The organism is Rhizobium sp. BK399, from assembly GCF_014194695.1.
Lineage (GTDB): Bacteria > Pseudomonadota > Alphaproteobacteria > Rhizobiales > Rhizobiaceae > Rhizobium.
The window spans coordinates 291323-308313 of sequence record NZ_JACIAH010000004.1; the positions used below are offsets into that span (position 1 = coordinate 291323).

The 16991-nt window shown below is 60.4% G+C and carries 15 protein-coding genes; 9 read left to right on the top strand and 6 right to left on the bottom strand.

The genetic code is table 11. The annotated features are described in order from the left end of the window. Window positions 1-22 precede the first annotated feature (22 nt). Window positions 23-955 (bottom strand): phytanoyl-CoA dioxygenase family protein, encoded by a 933-nt coding sequence (locus FHT97_RS12160; RefSeq protein WP_183862417.1) that lies wholly within the window; start codon window positions 953-955, stop codon window positions 23-25. A gap of 95 nt (window positions 956-1050) precedes the next feature. Here FHT97_RS12160 and FHT97_RS12165 point away from each other — a divergent pair, with 95 nt between their 5' ends. Beyond that, window positions 1051-1878: an AraC family transcriptional regulator gene (locus FHT97_RS12165; protein ID WP_183862419.1), complete on the top strand. Its 828-nt coding sequence runs from the start codon at window positions 1051-1053 to the stop codon at window positions 1876-1878. A 50-nt stretch (window positions 1879-1928) separates the two neighbouring features. Here the strand turns inward: FHT97_RS12165 and FHT97_RS12170 are convergent, their stop codons facing one another. Beyond that, window positions 1929-3497 carry a DHA2 family efflux MFS transporter permease subunit gene (locus tag FHT97_RS12170; protein WP_183862421.1) on the bottom strand — a complete coding sequence of 523 codons (1569 nt, stop codon included), beginning with the start codon at window positions 3495-3497 and terminating at the stop codon, window positions 1929-1931. 24 nt (window positions 3498-3521) lie between these two features. Beyond that, window positions 3522-4721 (bottom strand): HlyD family secretion protein, encoded by a 1200-nt coding sequence (locus FHT97_RS12175; protein WP_183862423.1) that lies wholly within the window; start codon window positions 4719-4721, stop codon window positions 3522-3524. Window positions 4722-4843: 122 nt separating this feature from the next. Here FHT97_RS12175 and FHT97_RS12180 point away from each other — a divergent pair, with 122 nt between their 5' ends. After that, entirely contained in the window at window positions 4844-5500 is a 657-nt protein-coding gene (locus FHT97_RS12180; RefSeq protein WP_183862425.1) for a TetR/AcrR family transcriptional regulator, read from the top strand. Between the two features lie 27 nt (window positions 5501-5527). Here FHT97_RS12180 and FHT97_RS12185 read toward each other — a convergent pair whose 3' ends face one another. Beyond that, window positions 5528-6076 (bottom strand): glutathione peroxidase, encoded by a 549-nt coding sequence (locus FHT97_RS12185; protein ID WP_183862427.1) that lies wholly within the window; start codon window positions 6074-6076, stop codon window positions 5528-5530. Window positions 6077-6211: 135 nt separating this feature from the next. Here FHT97_RS12185 and FHT97_RS12190 point away from each other — a divergent pair, with 135 nt between their 5' ends. Continuing rightward, window positions 6212-6973 (top strand): hypothetical protein, encoded by a 762-nt coding sequence (locus FHT97_RS12190; RefSeq protein ID WP_183755904.1) that lies wholly within the window; start codon window positions 6212-6214, stop codon window positions 6971-6973. Between the two features lie 52 nt (window positions 6974-7025). Here FHT97_RS12190 and FHT97_RS12195 read toward each other — a convergent pair whose 3' ends face one another. After that, a complete protein-coding gene (locus FHT97_RS12195) occupies window positions 7026-8060 on the bottom strand; it encodes an aldo/keto reductase (protein ID WP_183862429.1) in 1035 nt (344 codons plus the stop codon). A gap of 114 nt (window positions 8061-8174) precedes the next feature. Between FHT97_RS12195 and FHT97_RS12200 the strand changes: the two genes are divergently transcribed. The 4 genes from FHT97_RS12200 to lysS all read left to right on the top strand — a co-directional run bounded on the left by FHT97_RS12200 (window position 8175) and on the right by lysS (window position 13798). Next, a complete protein-coding gene (locus FHT97_RS12200; RefSeq protein WP_183862431.1) occupies window positions 8175-8726 on the top strand; it encodes a TetR/AcrR family transcriptional regulator in 552 nt (183 codons plus the stop codon). Between the two features lie 139 nt (window positions 8727-8865). After that, on the top strand, window positions 8866-10635 hold the full coding sequence (locus tag FHT97_RS12205; protein ID WP_183862433.1) for an SLC13 family permease: 1770 nt from the start codon (window positions 8866-8868) through the stop codon (window positions 10633-10635). Window positions 10636-10827: 192 nt separating this feature from the next. Next, entirely contained in the window at window positions 10828-12285 is a 1458-nt protein-coding gene (gene gltX / locus FHT97_RS12210; RefSeq protein WP_183862435.1) for a glutamate--tRNA ligase, read from the top strand. Window positions 12286-12301: 16 nt separating this feature from the next. Continuing rightward, on the top strand, window positions 12302-13798 hold the full coding sequence (lysS, locus tag FHT97_RS12215; protein ID WP_183862437.1) for a lysine--tRNA ligase: 1497 nt from the start codon (window positions 12302-12304) through the stop codon (window positions 13796-13798). Between the two features lie 64 nt (window positions 13799-13862). Here lysS and FHT97_RS12220 read toward each other — a convergent pair whose 3' ends face one another. Beyond that, entirely contained in the window at window positions 13863-14588 is a 726-nt protein-coding gene (locus FHT97_RS12220) for a hypothetical protein (RefSeq protein WP_183862439.1), read from the bottom strand. Between the two features lie 181 nt (window positions 14589-14769). Here FHT97_RS12220 and FHT97_RS12225 point away from each other — a divergent pair, with 181 nt between their 5' ends. Together FHT97_RS12225 and FHT97_RS12230 are read left to right on the top strand one after the other, a co-directional pair. Then, on the top strand, window positions 14770-15678 hold the full coding sequence (locus FHT97_RS12225) for a LysR family transcriptional regulator (RefSeq protein WP_114714357.1): 909 nt from the start codon (window positions 14770-14772) through the stop codon (window positions 15676-15678). Between the two features lie 131 nt (window positions 15679-15809). Continuing rightward, window positions 15810-16970, top strand: a complete 1161-nt coding sequence (locus FHT97_RS12230) for an ABC transporter substrate-binding protein (protein ID WP_183862441.1) — start codon at window positions 15810-15812, stop codon at window positions 16968-16970. Window positions 16971-16991 lie beyond the last annotated feature (21 nt).

A 16991-nucleotide genomic window follows, 5' to 3' on the forward strand; every position in this document is an offset into this window, starting at 1 on the left:
GGCGCGGTTCTGGGGCCGCGCCCTACAGCATGTCCCCCAAACTCCAGTGGTTGCTCCAACGCGCGTCGATCTCGTCATCGACGTTCTGGTAGCGTATATCTGTCGACAGTCTGATCCGGTTCGAAGCACTCTGGTTGGTGGTCGAGGCATGGATCATGTACGGGCTGTGCAACACCACGTCTCCGGCCTCGTAGTCAGCGATCAGCCAGCGCGTGTCGAAGCGCTCCGCCATCTCGGGAAGGTCCTTTGAAACCCAGCCGCCCTCGGTCATGTTGCGATTGAAGGCGCTGATCCTCTCCTCGGCGGAGAGATCCTGGCTCTTCCTGGCGAACGCCTCCTCCATGCGCGCGCCGATGGCATGCGACCCCTCGAGGTAGACGAGGCCGCCCATATCGACCGGTGTATCGCCGATCGGAATCCAGGCCGTCACCAGCCGGCTCGTACCGCCGCGCAGATAGACGAGATCGTAGTGAGCAGGCGTGGCGGTCGTCGTGCCGGGCTGGGTGAAACGCATAATCTTCCGCTTATGCAAATAGGAAATCCCCGAGAGGAACTCGTCCATAAACTGCCCAAGCCGCCTCTGGGCACAAAAGCCCTCGAAAGCAACCGAACGCACGAGCGACATGAGGATGCGATCCACTTGGCTTTTGTCCGGCACCGCATTGGCGGACAGCCCCATCATCGGATCGGAGCCGGGCGCGATCAGCCCGCCACGCGCCAGATGCGCGAAAACCCAGCCGCGAAAGGCGTTGACGGCAGCGGGATCGAGAAACCGCTTCAACCAGACATAACCGTGTTCGTGATACAGCCTGCGGATCGCCTCCACGCCGATCGACGGATCCGTCGGCTCCAGCGCCCCCAGCCGGTTCGGAACGGTCGAAAGGATCTTTCCGTTGGCGACTAGGTCGATTGCCGGCGCTTGAGTTGACCCGCGATCTAAGGCGAGACTTGACATTCCGATCACTCCCAAAGTGAGATAGAAACGCTGGAAATCTGAAGGTAACAAAAGAGGTTCGCCATGGACGAAAGGCGTTACTGGACTTTTCGCTCATGATGGACGGTCCGATTGCTCTCTACCGTTCCCCCTCTTCCGACCGGACGGCAATCGCGGTCGCGGGATTCGGACGCCAGCGTATCGGAACGCGTATCATCAACCGCCGCCTGCTCATGCATGCGGTCGTGTTGGTGGAAGCCGGACGCGGCACGCTGCAGACGGTGAAGGCCGGCATACAAGAGATCAATGGCCCGTCGCTCTTCTGGCTGCCCGCCGGCACATTGCATTCCTATGGTCCCGCCCAGAATGAAAGCTGGGAGGAGCGATGGGCGCTCTTCGAGGGGACATTGATGGCGGACCTGATCGGCCAGCGCCTAATTTCGATAACAGCGCCGCTCGTGCGCCTGCACAATGTTCGAGAGATGCAGCATCTCTTCGGCGCGCTGCACTCGGACTTCGCCGCAGGCGATCCGCTCGGCCTCGCATCGGCAGCGGCAACGCTTCACCGCATTGCCATCCAGGGCGCGCGCCAGGCAAACACGCGCAGGGACGATGGCGGGGAACTAAAGCTGGAATTGGTGATCGAAACCCTGCAACGTCGTGCATTCGAGCCGATCGATATGCATTCCCTAGCACAGGAATTCGGCGTGTCTCCGGCAACACTGCGACGTCGGTTCCACACCGCTCTCGGCCTGTCGCCGAAAGCGTTCCAGCTGCGCCTCCGCATCGACCGGGCGAAGCAGTTATTGGCAACATCCGATCTTTCGATCGAGGCGGTCTCGCACGCCATCGGCATTGACGACGCGTTCTATTTTTCGCGGCTGTTTCAGGATCGCGAACATTGTTCACCGAGCGAGTTTCGTCGCCAGCACCGCCGGTTATAAAACGAGGGCCGGCTGACGCCGGCCCTCGCTCGCGATTTGACGAATGGCGGTCAGTGCGCGCCGGCGCCGCCGGCCTGCGTCTTCCGCGTGAAGAGCAAGGCGAACGCGGCGATCGCAAGCACTGCGCCGATGACGGCGAACGTGTCGCTGAAGCCGAGGATCAGCGCCTGGCGCTTGACGATCTGACCCAAGGCGACGATGGCCTTTTGGGTGGCGAGTGCCGGGTCCGAAACACCGTGCGCCAGAAAATAGTTCGTCGTCTGGGTGAGCCGGTCGCGAACCTCGTCACGGGCAAGCGTCACCGACTGACCGATGATGTTCGAATGGAACTGCTCGCGCTTCGTCAGGATCGTACCCAGCGAGGCAGTGCCGACGGCGCCGCCGAGGTTGCGCAGCATATTCGTCAGGCCCGAGGCAGCCGCAGCGTCCGCTGCAGCGATGCCGCCCGTGGTGATGGCGGTGACCGGCGTGATGACGAGTGCCTGACCCATGGCGCGCACGATGTTCGGGATCCAGAACTGGTCGCCTGCATTGTCGGGCGACAGCCAGATGTTCATGAAGCAACTGATGGAAAAGACGCTCACGCCGACGACGGCGAGCACACGGACGTCCACGCGCTTCATCATCCAGGGGATCAGAGGGATCAACATCAACTGCGGCAAACCGGTCCATGCGAGAACGTTGCCGATCTGCTCGGCGTTGTAACGCTGCACTTGGCCGAGATATTGCGGGACAATGTAGACGGAACCGAACAGGGCCACGCCGACCAGCACGTTGACGAAAACACCGATGCCGAAATTGCGCTGCTTCAGCAGGCGCAACTTCACCAGCGGCTTTTCGACCTTGAGCTCGATCCAGATGAAGGCTGCAAGGAAGACAAAGGCAACAATGCTCAGCTTGATGATGAAGGGCGAGGAGAACCAGTCGTCCTTGTTCCCTTCCTCGAGCACCGTCTGCAAGGCGGAAAGGCCGATTGCCATGGTGGCGATGCCCGCCCAGTCGCCTTCCTTCAGCAAATGCAACTGCATCGGTTGCTTCTGCAGCGTCAGAGCAAGGGCCACCGCCATGATGGCGCTCGGAAGGGTATTGATGAAGAAGATCGTCTGCCAGCCGTAGTTCTCTGTAAGGTATCCGCCGATCGTCGGCCCGATGGCAGGCGCGAAGGTCACGGACAGCGCAAAGAGCGCCAGGCCGAGCGGCTGCTGGCTCTTGGGCAGCTTGGTCAGAACCATGGTGAAAGCCATAGGGATCAGGACGCCGCCGGCGAACCCCTGGAGGCCGCGAAACAGGATCATCGTGCCAAGGTCGTGTGCGAACGCACAGGCCATTGAAAACAGCGGAAAGAGGATGGAATTGACGAGAATGTAGCGGCGAAACGAGAAGACGCTGCTGAAATAGGCCGTCAGCGGTATGACGACGATCTCGCCGATCAGATAGGAGGTGGAGATCCAGGCGCCGTTGTCGACGCCCGTTCCGATACCGCCCTCGATGTTGAGCAGCGAAGCATTGGTGATCTGAATGTTGAGAATTGCCATGAACGCGCCGATCATGCCGGCGCAAACGGCTATCCAATCCTTGGTGCTGGCTCGGGGCTGGGAGACTGCAATTGAAGTAGACATGACAAGATCCTCATCCCGCGCCTGTTACGCTCCATGAGCTGTATCGGCGGCCTTGGTGTCGATGCTTGGCTGCACCGACATGCCAGGGCGAAGATCGCCATTGGCAGTGTCTTTGCCATCGAGCACGATCTTGACTGGGATACGCTGCACGACCTTGGTGAAGTTGCCCGTAGCGTTGTCAGGTGGCAGCAGAGCGAATTCCTGGCCACTTGCCGGCGCGATACTGTCGACATGACCGCGATATGTTCGGCCCGGGAACGTATCGACTTCGATTTCGACCGGCTGGCCGGCATGCACGTCGGTCAGCTGTGTTTCCTTATAGTTCGCAATAATGTAGGCCGCGCTGACGGGAACGACCGACATCAGCTGTGTGCCTGCCTGAACGTATTGGCCGACGCGCAGGGTGCGGTTCCCGACGGTGCCATCGACCGGCGCGACGATCGTCGCGTAAGAGAGGTTGAGTTCGGCCCGATGCTCGATCGCCTGGCTTCGGGCCAGAGTGGCCTTTGCCTGCGCAAGCTCGGCGTTCAGAAGATCGACCTGCTTGACCGCGGCGTCGAGGGCGGCCGTATCGCGCACGATCGTCGCCTGAGTGGCGGCGATCTGCGACGCGGCCTGCTGGGCGGTCTGGACCGGGGCATAGCCGCTTGTGGCGAGGCTCGAATAGCGCTTGTTGTTCTGCTCGGCGAAAGTCTCGTTCGCCTTGTCAACCTCGACGGTGGCGCGGGCGGCGGCGATCGTCGATTGCTGGATCTCGAGGGCGGCCCGCTTCGCGCTCAATGTGGCCGTCGCGGCGGCAACGTCCGCCTTTGCCTGATCGAGCGCTGTGCGGAAATCGCGGTCGTCGATGCGTGCAAGCGGCTGACCAACCCTGACCGGTTCGTTGTCCCGCACAAGCACCTCGGCGAGATAGCCGGAGACCTTGGGGGCAATCGCGCTGGTGTCCGCCTTCACATAGGCGTCGTCTGTCGACACATGGAAACGGCCGACCGTCCAGTAATCGTGTCCGTAGTAAGCACCGGCGGCGACGATTGCGAGCGCAGCCGCACCGAGCAGCAACGACCGGCCCGGTCGGCGCTTGCGGGCTTGCTTGCCCTCAGAGGCGGCAACCGGCGCCGCCACTGGCAGCGGCTTGCCGGCTTCGAGGGTTTCCGGCGCTATCTCTGCCACCGTTTCGGTGGCTGGGGCGTTGTTGTTCAGAGCATGCAGCTTCTGGATGGTCATTGTTTTCTCCGGATCAGGGTCGCCGTGAGAGGAAGCTGCGGCCGTGATGCATAAAAGGAAAATTGACGTTTTCCAAAATATTCACTATAAAGTCGATGTCAACACGAATTTGGAAAATAGTGATGGTCCAAAATCACGAAATCGAGAGAAAGCCGCGTGGCAGACCGCAAATGCGCTGCGACGAGGACACCCGGAGCGTCATCATCGAGGCTGCAAGCCGGCAGTTTCATGAAAATGGATTCGCAACCGCCAGCATCGCGGCGATTGCCCAGGAAGCGGGCGTATCGACGAAGACGCTCTACCGCCTCTTTCCAACGAAGGCCGATCTTTTCTCGGACCTTATTTCCGATCGCATTGGCCGTTTTCTGCTGGCGCTCGACCCGACTACGCTTGCGGCAGCTGATCTACGCCAAGGGTTGGAGCGGATGCTGATGGCCTACGGCATGCTGACGCTCTCGGAAGATACGATCACCATGATACGGCTTGTGATCGGCGAGTCCGATCGCTTCCCGGAGATCGCGAATTCGTTCTACGAACGAGCCGTAGTCCGAACCAATACGCTGATGGAGGGATGGCTGCGCAGGCAGATCGAGCGCGGTGCGATCGCCCTCGAGGATCCGCATGCCGCATGCGGCATGTTGCGCGGGATGATGACCATGGAGCCGCAGCGCGCGACAATGCTGCGCCAGCGGCCCGCGCCTGGGATCGAAGAGATCGCCAACCGGGCAAAGATGTGCGCTGATCTGTTTCTGAACGGGGCGGCCGTCGTCCATGCATGACGGCCGCGCTTGCTGTTCGCTACAGCGTCAGGCCGACGCTGCCAGTTCCTTGTCGATCGCCAAGACCAGTCGCTGATCTTCCGCCGTGATATCAGGCGCAAACCGCGCCACGACCTTGCCATTGCGACCAATTAGAAACTTTTCAAAGTTCCAGAGGATATCGCTCTTGTCGCCGGTCTCGATCCCGTGAGTACGCAAGCGCTCCCGCATCGGGCCGTCCCCGACCGCGGTGCCGGCGGAAGTTGTCAGCAATTGATAGAGCGGGTGCTTGTCATCGCCCTTGACCGAGATCTTTGAGAAGATCGGAAACTTAACGTTATATGTGAGGGTGCAGAACTCAACGATCTCGGCATCCGTGCCCGGTTCCTGCCCCTTGAAATTGTTCGCTGGAAAGGCGGCGATCACGAAGCCGCGCTCGCGCTTGTCCTCATAGAGCTTCTCAAGTCCTTCGTACTGGACCGTCAGGCCACATTTGGAAGCGACATTGACGACCAGGATCACCTTGCCGCGGTGATCGTTCAGGGTCGTCTCGCGACCGTCAGCCAGCTTCACCGGTATGTTCAAAAGATCCGTCATTGCTATCTCCAGCATGAATTCCGCGGCGGAAGCTATACCCACCGGTGCATTTGTCCAGCCGTCCGATAGCGTCCACTGGCAAAATCAAACAAAACAGCTAGTTTGCCCCAAGAGCAGAGGAGGGCGCGACGAAAGATGGGGCTGGAATTGCTGGTGGCGGCCGCTGTTTTCGCTTTGCTCATGACAGCCTCGATCGGAACGATGCTGACCTACTCGAAGTTGCCGGTTCATCACCGCCAGGACGAGACCAATACGGTCGTCCGGCTCGTCGCCAACATCTTCGTCGTGATGACATCGCTCGTCTTTGGCCTGATGATCAACTCGTCAAAGAATACCTTCGGCGAGATCGACAAGAACGTTCACGCCTTCGCGACGCAGATCATTCTTCTCGACAGGACCTTGCGCACCTACGGCCTCGAAGCCACCGAAACCCGCAAGCGGCTGCAGAATTACGTCGAGAAAGCCCTCACCAATCCTGCACGTACGGCGCCGGATCCATTGGTCAAGAGTGACCGGACGACCGAATTTGCCCTCAATGCCGTCGGCGACGGTCTTTCGCTGATCAGGCCGTCCGACCCCGGACACGTTGCGCTGTGGAACGACGCCCGCCAGCAGTACCAGAGGATCGTGGAGCAGCGATGGGTCATCGTCGAACAGTCGGAAGGCGTCATTCCGAGGCCCCTCATTAGCATGCTGACAGCATGGCTGACGTTGATCTTTGCGAGCTTTGGCTATCGAGCGCCGAGAAACATCATCGTCGTGCTGATGTTCTCGATCTCGGCGCTGCTGATATCGCTGTCGATCTTCGTCGTGCTCGATATGGATATCCCATTCTCAGGCTGGATTCAGATCTCCGACACGCCTCTGCGCAGGGCGCTGGCCGAGCTGCAACAATAGCGGCTCCGAATCCCGTGCCGCCGCCACGAGACGGCACGACTCGCCTTCGGCGTCAGCGAACGGCAACCGTTGGCCAGTCAATGAAATCGGCCTTGGCCCCGGCAAGCGTATCGCGGCTGCGGGAGACCACGTCATGCGGGAAACCGAGCGGTATGGCGCTCGCTTCGTCGAGGCGCCGGACCTGTTCATCGGTTAGCTTTACATCAAGCGCTGCGAGGTTGTCCGACAGCTGCGCCGCCGTACGCGGTCCGATGATTGGCAGCGTGCCTTTGTGCAACACCCAGGCGATGGCAACCTGGCCGGCGGAGACGCCGGTCTCCTCGGCAATGGCAAGCACCGCGTCGACTGCTGCGGTCTTGCGGGCATCGCTTTCGGCATGAATAACGACGCCAAGTCCCTGCTTCCGGCCGGTTTCGCCCTTGCGGTACTTGCCGGTCAGCAGCCCGCCGCCGAGCGGCGACCAGCCGACAGTACCCAGACCAAAGGCGGCCGCCATCGGCAGAAGCTCGCGCTCGGACGTACGCTCGACAAGGCTGTATTCCAGTTGCAAGGCCGACAACGGCGCCCAACCGCGCAGCTCCGCAAGCGTCGCACCCGTCGCCACGCGCCAGGCCGGAAAGTCGGAGAGGCCAGCGTAGAGGATCTTGCCCGAGCGGACGAGATCGTCGAAGCCGCGCATGATTTCGTCGATCGGCGTCACCGCATCAGGCATATGGGCCCAGAGGAGATCGATGCGATCGGTGCCGAGCCGCTTCAGGCTCGCTTCGACTGATTGCACCATCGCCTTGCGGCTGTTCCCGGTAGCCTGCAGGCCGGCGCCATGACGATCCCCGAGCGAGAACTTCGTCGCGACGACGATGTCATCCCGGTCGCTGGCGATGAATTCGCCTAGCATCGTCTCAGACTGGCCGAATTGATACTGATCTGCCGTATCGACAAAGTTGCCACCCGCATTGCGGTAGCCATCAAACACGACTTTAGCCTCCTCACGGCTCGAGCCGTAGCCCCAGCCGGTTCCGAAGTTGCCCGTGCCGAGTGCCAGGCTGGAGACGCGAAGGCCGGTCCGGCCGAAGATCCTGTATCGCATTGTCATCGTCCTCTTTCGTTGGTCATCACTTTTTAAATTACGGTCGTCATTCATTTGCAATGAAATGACGAACGTCATATAATTTGTCAAGAGCAAATCAGGAGAGGCCAAAAAATGCGCCCAACCAAGGAACAGGCAGACCAAAACCGCAAGCGGATCATCGACGCGGCCGGAAGGCTGTTTCGCGAAAAGGGAATCCATGCGGTCGGCGTCGATGAGGTTATGAAAAGCGCCGGACTTACGCATGGCGGCTTTTATGGTCATTTCAAATCGAAGGGCGACCTCGCGGCCGAAGCTTTGAGCTACGCCATGGATGAAAGCCTGAGATCGGAGGAGGATTTTCCCTCGGTCGCGGCGTTGGCCGAGACCTACCTCTCCAAAGCGCATCGAGACGAAGCCGAAAATGGCTGCACAGTGGCCTCCCTCGGCCCGGAACTTGCGCGTCTGCCAAGCGGAAAGCGTGGCGTGATCGCCAGTTATGTTAGGAAGCGCATAGATCAGATGGAGACATTGCAGGAAAAGACCGGCGACCAAGCCGATCGCGGCAAAGCGATTGCCGATCTTGCAAGTCTCGTAGGCGCCCTTGTCATGGCGCGCGCGGTCGATGACGAGGCTCTCTCTAACGAAATTCTCGCGGAAACCATCCGCATCGTCGGTAACGGCTGAGATCGTTATCCCCATCCCGATCGCTGACGTCTGTCCGAGCTTTTGCGCACCGCCGGGGATTGAATAGCCGACGGCGCGGTACAGTTATGACTTCACGGCAGGAGGTTCTCTGCTGCCGAGTTTCAGTTTTCGGAAGAGCATGACGACCCAACAGATACTCGCCTTCGGCGTCATCGGCCTGATGATGGCGGTCTTCATCTGGGACCGGTTTCGCTATGATCTGGTTGCATGTTGCGCTTTGGTGCTGGCCATCTGTGTCGGCATTGTGCCTTTCGACAAGGCATTTTCCGGCTTCAGCGACGATATTGTCATCATCGTCGGCAGTGCGCTCGTGGTCAGTGCCGGTGTGGCGCGTTCGGGCATCGTCGACAGCACGATCAAGCGCTTGTTCCCCAACCTGACCAAGCCACACGCGCAGCTCGCCTTGCTGCTCATCGTCGTTGCGGTTCTATCGGCCTTCATCAAGAATATCGGCGCGCTGGCGATCATGATCCCGGTCGCCTTCCAGTTTGCCCGAAAGAGCGGGAGGTCGCCGTCGCTCTACCTGATGCCGATGAGCTTTGCCGCGCTTCTCGGCGGGTTGATGACGCAGATCGGCACCTCACCGAACATCGTGGTCTCGCGACTTCGCGGCGAAATCACCGGAACACCCTTCACGATGTTTGACTTCACACCCGTCGGCGCGACGCTTGCTCTGGTCGGTATCGTCTTCTTGATCTTTTGCCACTGGCTCGTTCCCGAGCGACAGAACGAGAACCCATCGCTTGAGGAAGCGTTGGATTTGAAGAACTATTTCTCCGAAGCAACGGTGGTCGAAGGCTCCGGCTTCGAAGGCAAGAAGCTTAACGAAATCCTGCAGCTCGGAGATGGCGAAGTGGTCGCAACCGCGATCCTTCGCGGGCATTCGCGCCTCTCGCCATTCCCCGATATTCTCCTGAAGCCAGGCGACACGATCCTGCTGGAGGGGCGTCCTGAAGCCTTGGACCGCGTCGTTTCCAACGCCAAGCTCAAGCTTTCAGGCAAGCCGATCCCCGAGGCAAAGACGGAAGGTGACGTGACTTCGATCGAAGCAGTGGTCTCCTCCGAGTCCATGCTGATCGGCTGGTCCGCGCGCCAGCTCTCGCTCTGGAACCGCCGGCGCATCAACCTGCTTGCGGTCAGCCGACACGGCCACCGGCTGACGGAACGGCTGAGCGAAGTCACGCTGCGCGCCGGCGACGTTCTTGTGTTGCAGGGCAGCCGTCGAAACCTGCCGGCCTTCCTGCAGGAATTCTCCTGTCTTCCGTTGGCGCAGCGCGAGATCATGCTTGGGACGCCACGCAGGGCCTACGTGCCGCTGCTGATCCTCGGGATTGCCATGGCAGTGACGGCGGCCGGAATGGTTCCGGTTTCGGTCGCCTTCTTCTGCGCGGCGCTGGCGATGGTGGTTTTCCGGGCAGTCCCTCTCGCCGAGGTCTACAAGGCGGTGGACGGCCCGATCCTCATCATGCTTGCCGCCCTGATCCCCGTCTCCGACACATTGCGAACGACCGGCGGCAGTGATCTGATTGCCGGGTGGCTTGGCCATTTTGCGGCCCAGATGCCGCCCTTCGGCGCATTGGCGCTGATCGTCATTACCGCCATGGCGGTGACCCCGTTCCTCAACAACGCCGCAACTGTCCTGGTCATGGCGCCGATAGCGGCGAGCTTTGCCCACACCCTCGGCTATAGACCGGAAGCCTTCCTGATGGGGGTCGCCATCGGGGCCGGCTGCGATTTCCTGACGCCGATCGGCCACCAATGCAACACGCTGGTCTTCGGTCCCGGCGGCTATCGTTTCAGCGACTACCCCCGCCTCGGCCTGCCGCTGTCCTTCATCATCGTCCTCGTCAGCGTACCGGTTCTTCTGTACGTCTGGCCGGTTCGTTGACCCAACTGCCCATTTTCCTTGACGCGCGCGGTCGAATATGGCCTTAAGGCCAGCCAAATGGGCAATCGGCGGATGAACGGGGGCAGTGCCCTTTTCCGGCCGGTTTCCTGATCCAGTTATCTGCATTCTTTCCGGCCGAACGTCGCTTTCTCAGGAAAAGCCGTCCGGCATTCATTTGACGGGCACATAAAAATGACAGCTTCCGGCGTCCGCGTCCGCATTGCTCCCTCGCCGACCGGCGAGCCGCATGTTGGCACTGCTTACATCGCACTCTTCAACTATCTTTTCGCCAAGAAGAACGGCGGCGAGTTCATCCTGCGCATCGAAGACACCGATGCCACGCGCTCGACACCGGAATTCGAGACGAAAGTGTTGGACGCGCTGAAATGGTGCGGCCTTGAATGGAAGGAAGGTCCCGACATCGGCGGCCCCTACGGCCCCTACCGTCAGTCCGACCGCAAGGACATCTACACGCCCTACGGCCAGGAACTGCTCGACAAGGGCCATGCCTTCCGCTGTTTCTGCACGCCCGAGCGTCTTGAAAAGATGCGCGAAGAGCAGCGCGCCGCCGGCAAGGCGCCGAAGTATGACGGTCTTTGCCTGAAATACTCCGCCGAAGAGGTCAGCGCCAAGATGGCCGCTGGCGAGGGCTCGGTCATCCGCATGAAGATCCCGACCGAGGGCTCCTGCGACTTCACCGACGGCGTCTATGGCGATGTCAGCATTCCGTGGGATTCGGTCGACATGCAGGTCCTGATCAAGGGCGACGGCATGCCGACCTATCACATGGCGAATGTCATCGACGACCATCTGATGAAGATCACCCATGTCGCCCGCGGCGAAGAGTGGTTGGCTTCGGTACCGAAGCACATCCTGCTTTACCGCTATTTCGGTTGGGAACAGCCGGTGTTCATGCATCTTTCTCTGATGCGCAATGCCGACAAGTCGAAGCTCTCGAAGCGCAAGAACCCGACGTCGATCTCCTATTACTCCGCTCTCGGCTACATTCCGGAAGCGCTGATGAACTTCCTCGGCCTGTTCTTCGTGCAGATCGCCGAAGGCGAAGAACTGCTTGATATGGACGAGCTCTCCGAGAAGTTCGATCCTGAGAACCTTTCCAAGGCCGGCGCGATCTTCGACATCCAGAAGCTCGACTGGCTGAACGGTCGTTGGATCCGCGAGAAACTGTCGGAAGAAGAATTCCAGGCCCGCGTGCTCGACTGGGCGATGGAGAACGATCGTCTGAAGGCCGGCCTGCGCCTGTCGCAGTCGCGTATCTCCAAGCTTGGCGAACTGCCTGATCTCGCGGGCTTCCTGCTGAAGTCCGATCTCGGTGTCGACCCCTCGGCTTTCGCCAAGATCAAGTCGCCGCCGGAAGAGATCCTCGAGATCCTCAACACCGTGCAGCCGGATCTCGAAAAGATCCTGGAATGGAACGTCGAAACAATCGAAGCCGAACTGCGCGCGATTGCCGATCGCATGGGCAAGAAGCTGAAGGTCATCGTGGCCCCGCTCTTCGTTGCCGTATCAGGCTCGTCGCGCTCGCTGCCGCTGTTCGACTCCATGGCGATCCTCGGTCGCTCCGTCGTGCGCCAGAGGCTGAAACTGGCCTCTCAGGCAGTCGCCTCCCTCGTCGGCCCGAAGAACTGAACCGGACGTTTGCATCATGACCGAAAAGACTGAAACAGCGACCCTGTCCTCCGACGCAACAGAAGTCCGCGCCCAGAAGCTGAAGCTGCTGCGCGAACAGATCGGCGACGTCTATCCGGCGCATTTCCACCGGACGATCACGAATGCCGAACTGGCGGAGAAGTACAAGGATCTCGAAGCTGACGTTGAAACGCAGGATGTCGTGGCCGTTGCCGGTCGCGTCTATTCCTCGCGCAATTCAGGCATGTTCATGGATATCCATGACGCCGGCGGCAAGATCCAGATCTTCAGCCACAAGGACGTGACGCCGGAAGAAGCCCGCAACATGCTCGGCATGATCGATATCGGCGACATCATTGGTGTAACAGGCACCGTGCGTCGCACCAAGCGCGGCGAGCTGTCGATCAACGCCCGCGAAATCACCATGCTGACCAAGTCGCTGCTCCCCATGCCGGAGAAGTGGCATGGCGTTTCCGACATCGAGATCCGCTATCGCAAGCGTCACCTCGACATCATGACCAACGAGGAATCGAAGCTCCGCTTCCAGCAGCGTTCGAAGATCGTTTCCGGCATCCGCCGCTTCATGGAAAACGACGGCTTCATGGAAGTCGAAACGCCAATGCTGCATTCGGTCTACGGCGGCGCCACGGCAGACCCATTCAAGACGCACCACAACACGCTGAAGCAGGATATGTATCTGCGCATCGCTCCGGAATTGTTCCTGAAGCGCACGCTGGTCTCCGGCCTCACCGACAAGGTGTTCGAGATCAACCGCAACTTCCGCAACGAAGGCGTCTCGACACGGCACAATCCTGAATTCACGATGATGGAGTGCTATTGGGCCTATGCCGACTACGAGGACATCATGGACCTCGTGGAGCGGATGTTCGAAAGCATCGCGCTGTCGATCCACGGCACGACGGACTTCCCCTTCGGCGACAAGACGATCTCCTTCAAGGGTCCGTTCAAGCGCGTGCCGATGCCCGATGCCGTCAAGGAAGTGACCGGTCTCGACTTCCTCGCCATGAAGACGGATGAGGAAGCCCGTTCAGCCGCCAAGGCTGCCGGCTTCGCGGTCGAGAAGGACTGGACCTGGGGCGAATGCCTTGCCTTCATCTTCGAAGAGAAGGTCGAAGCGACGCTCATCCAGCCGAGCCACGTCACCCATTTCCCGAAGGACATCTCGCCCTTCGCCAAGGAAGTACCGGGCGAGCCGCGCCTCGTCGAGCGCTTCGAGACCTATTGCAACGCCTGGGAACTCGGCAACGCCTTCTCGGAGCTCAACGATCCGGAAGAACAGCGCCGCCGCATGGTCGAGCAGCTGGAGCAGGCGCATGCCCGCGGCGAAAAGGAAAAGCAGCTGGACGACGAATTCCTCGATGCGATCGACCAGGGCATGCCGCCCGCAGGTGGCCTCGGCATCGGCGTTGACCGCCTGATCATGCTGCTCACCAACGCCCCGTCGATTCGCGACGTCATCCTCTTCCCGGCTCGCCGCAGCAAGGCTGACTGAGCCGGTTTATGCGGAATAGACAAAGGCGGCAGCCCCGGGCTTGCCGCCTTTTTGTTGAAGTCTGTTAGTGGCCGGCAGCAGGCGCGGCTTCCGCCGCGGCGGGTTCTTCGGCCGGCGCGGAACCATGCTCACCGCCTTCCGCCGGTTTCTCTTCCTTCGCCTCGCCGTTTTTTCCGCCCTTCTTGCCCTCGCCTTCCCCGCCCTTCGTGGCAGCAACGGCGATCGGATCGATACAGTCCGTATAGTCCCTGAAGGACGCATTCATCGCGGTGATCTCGTCCTCCGGCAGATCGACGCGCTCGCCGAAGAAGAGTCCATTCGCGGCAGCCTTTCCATCGTAGTAGCGCGCGGTATAGGTCTTGGCGTCCGCGCTTTCGAGCACGGAATCGGGATGCGGGATATAGACGACGTCGGCGCCGATCGCCCGACCGCGAATGTCCGAGCGCAACGTCGGTCCGTTAGTATCGAGAACCACGACCTGCACGAGATCGGGTTTCTGCGCATCGTAAATCGCTTTTGCCACGCGAAGCGCAGTCTTGACCCGCATCATGCCGTCGGTCGGTTCGGTCTTGATATACTTGCGGATCCAGACGCGGTTCTGCTTCTTGATGGTAACGAGATTGACGTCGGTGCAGGTCAGCCCATTGCTTGCTTCGACGGAGGGACCGAGGATATTGTCCTTGCCGATATAAACAGCGGCACCGCCGGAGACGCCCCCAAGGAGAGCGACGCCAGCGATGATAAACACCAATTTCCGGGAAGGCCGGAAGATGCGCAGTAAGGCCCTCACGCCAACTGCTCCGCCATTAACAAGCTCCAACGCAATACGAGTGGCTTCGACGCTAGAGAAATGACGTTTCCGAATACTTAAACGCGACCTCCAAGTTTGCGTCAGTATGGGATTAGTACCAAAAAAGGTCCAAGCTTTCCCGATGCTTGCCAACGTCCTCGCGGCCATGCTCTAACGGCGCATGGCCTTCACGCTTCGCCAGATCCAGTATTTCGTCGCCGTCGCCGAACAAGGCTCCGTAACGCGTGCCGCGCAGAACCTTTCGATCTCGCAATCCTCGGTTACGGAGGCGTTGAAGGAACTGGAAACCGACCTTGGGGTCGAGCTCTTCGAGCGCCATCCGCGCGGCCTGACGATCACTCACAACGGCCATCAGTTCCTGCGGCATGCGACCAAGATCCTCGCAAGCGTCTCTGATGCGCGCACCAGCTTCTCTGGCAAGCAGAACGAGCTTTCAGGCACGCTCAACATCGGCGTCACTTCGCTCGTTGCCGGCTACGTGCTCTCAGACCTGTTGGCCCGCTATCGCCGCGCCTGCCCGGGCGTCGAAGTCAGCGCCATCGAGGACAATGGCGGCTATCTCGAACATCTGCTGGTCGGCGGCGAGCTCGATGTGGCTGTCATGGTCATTTCCAACCTGCGTGACCGCATGGCCCTGCAGGCCGAAATCCTGGAAACGTCGCCTTATCGGTTGTGGCTGCCCATGGGCCATCCTCTCGTTTCCGCGGACATCATTTCCGTCGCCGACATTGCCCGCGAACCGCTGATTATGCTGACCGTCGACGAAATCGAGGAAAACACCGGCAAACTGCTGTCGGCGCTCGGTGCCCGTCCGCATGTTGCCTTCCGCACGCGCTCGGTGGAAGCAGTTCGCAGCCTGGTCGCGACGGGCGCCGGGGTGGCACTGTTGCCTGATCTCGTCTATCGCCCCTGGTCGCTCGAAGGCGATCGAATCGAGAGCCGCGACGTGTCCGGCTCGCTGCCAGTCGTGCAGGTCGGCATGGTCTGGCGCAAGGGGTCGAGCCTGCCGCAAGCGGCGCGCGATTTCGTCGGCATAGCCGAAGCGCTGCGGTCCGGTCGGCCGCGTTGACGATTGGTCGCGATATCGGAAATTCCGATATCGGCTTTCTGATAAATGAATTTGCGAAACCGGAGAATTCGGCGCACTTTTCTAACCGGGAACATAACGCCACGAAAAGTGGCAAAACCGGGAGACATCAGATGAAATATCTTCTGAAATCGTGCACGGCTGCCGTCGCGAGCCTGAGCTTCGTGACGCAGGTCGCGGCCGCCGAACCGCTGAAGGCACTGGGCAAGGGCGAAGGTGCGGTCAGCATCGTCGCTTGGGCGGGCTACATAGAACGCGGCGAAAGCGACAAGAGCTACGACTGGGTCACCAGCTTCGAGAAGGAAACCGGCTGCAAGGTCTCCGTCAAGACGGCCGCGACCTCGGACGAAATGGTCTCGCTGATGAACGAAGGCGGGTTCGACCTCGTCACCGCCTCCGGCGATGCATCGCTTCGGCTGATCGCCGGCAAGCGGGTCCAGCCGATCAACACCGATCTGATCCCGAGCTTCAAGAACGTCGACCCCCGCCTGCAGAAGGGCCCTTGGTACACCGTCAAGGACGTCCACTACGGCGTTCCCTATCTCTGGGGACCGAACGTGCTGATGTACAACACCGACGCCTTCAAGGGTAAGGCACCGACCAGCTGGAAGGTCGTGTTCGAGGAAGAAACGCTTCCGGACGGCAAATCCAACAAGGGGCGCATCCAGGCCTATGACGGCCCGATCTATATCGCCGATGCCGCCCTTTACCTGATGGCCCACAAGCCTGAACTCGGCATCAAAGATCCCTACGAGCTGAACGAAGATCAGTACAAGGCTGCGATCGAGCTGTTGCGCGGCCAGCGCAAGCTCGTTTCGCGCTACTGGCACGACGCGATGATCCAGATCGACGACTTCAAGAACGAAGGCGTCGTCGCCTCCGGCTCCTGGCCGTTCCAGGTCAACCTGATGCAGGCCGACAAGCAGAAGATCGCCTCGACTTTCCCGGAAGAAGGGGCGACCGGCTGGGCTGACACGACCATGCTGCACGTCGACAGCGAGCATCCGAACTGCGCCTACATGTGGATGGAGCATTCGCTGCAGGCCAAGGTCCAGGGCGACGCCGCTGCCTGGTTCGGCGCCGTGCCGTCGGTTCCCGCCGCCTGCAAGGGCAACGAACTGCTGACCGACGAAGGTTGCGCAACCAACGGCTACGACCACTTCGACAAGATCAAGTTCTGGAGAACGCCGACTGCGAAGTGCACGACGCAGAATGAGTGCGTACCCTATCACCGTTGGGTCTCTGACTACATCGGCGTAATCGGCGGACGATAACTTCATCCGCAACCTCGTCTT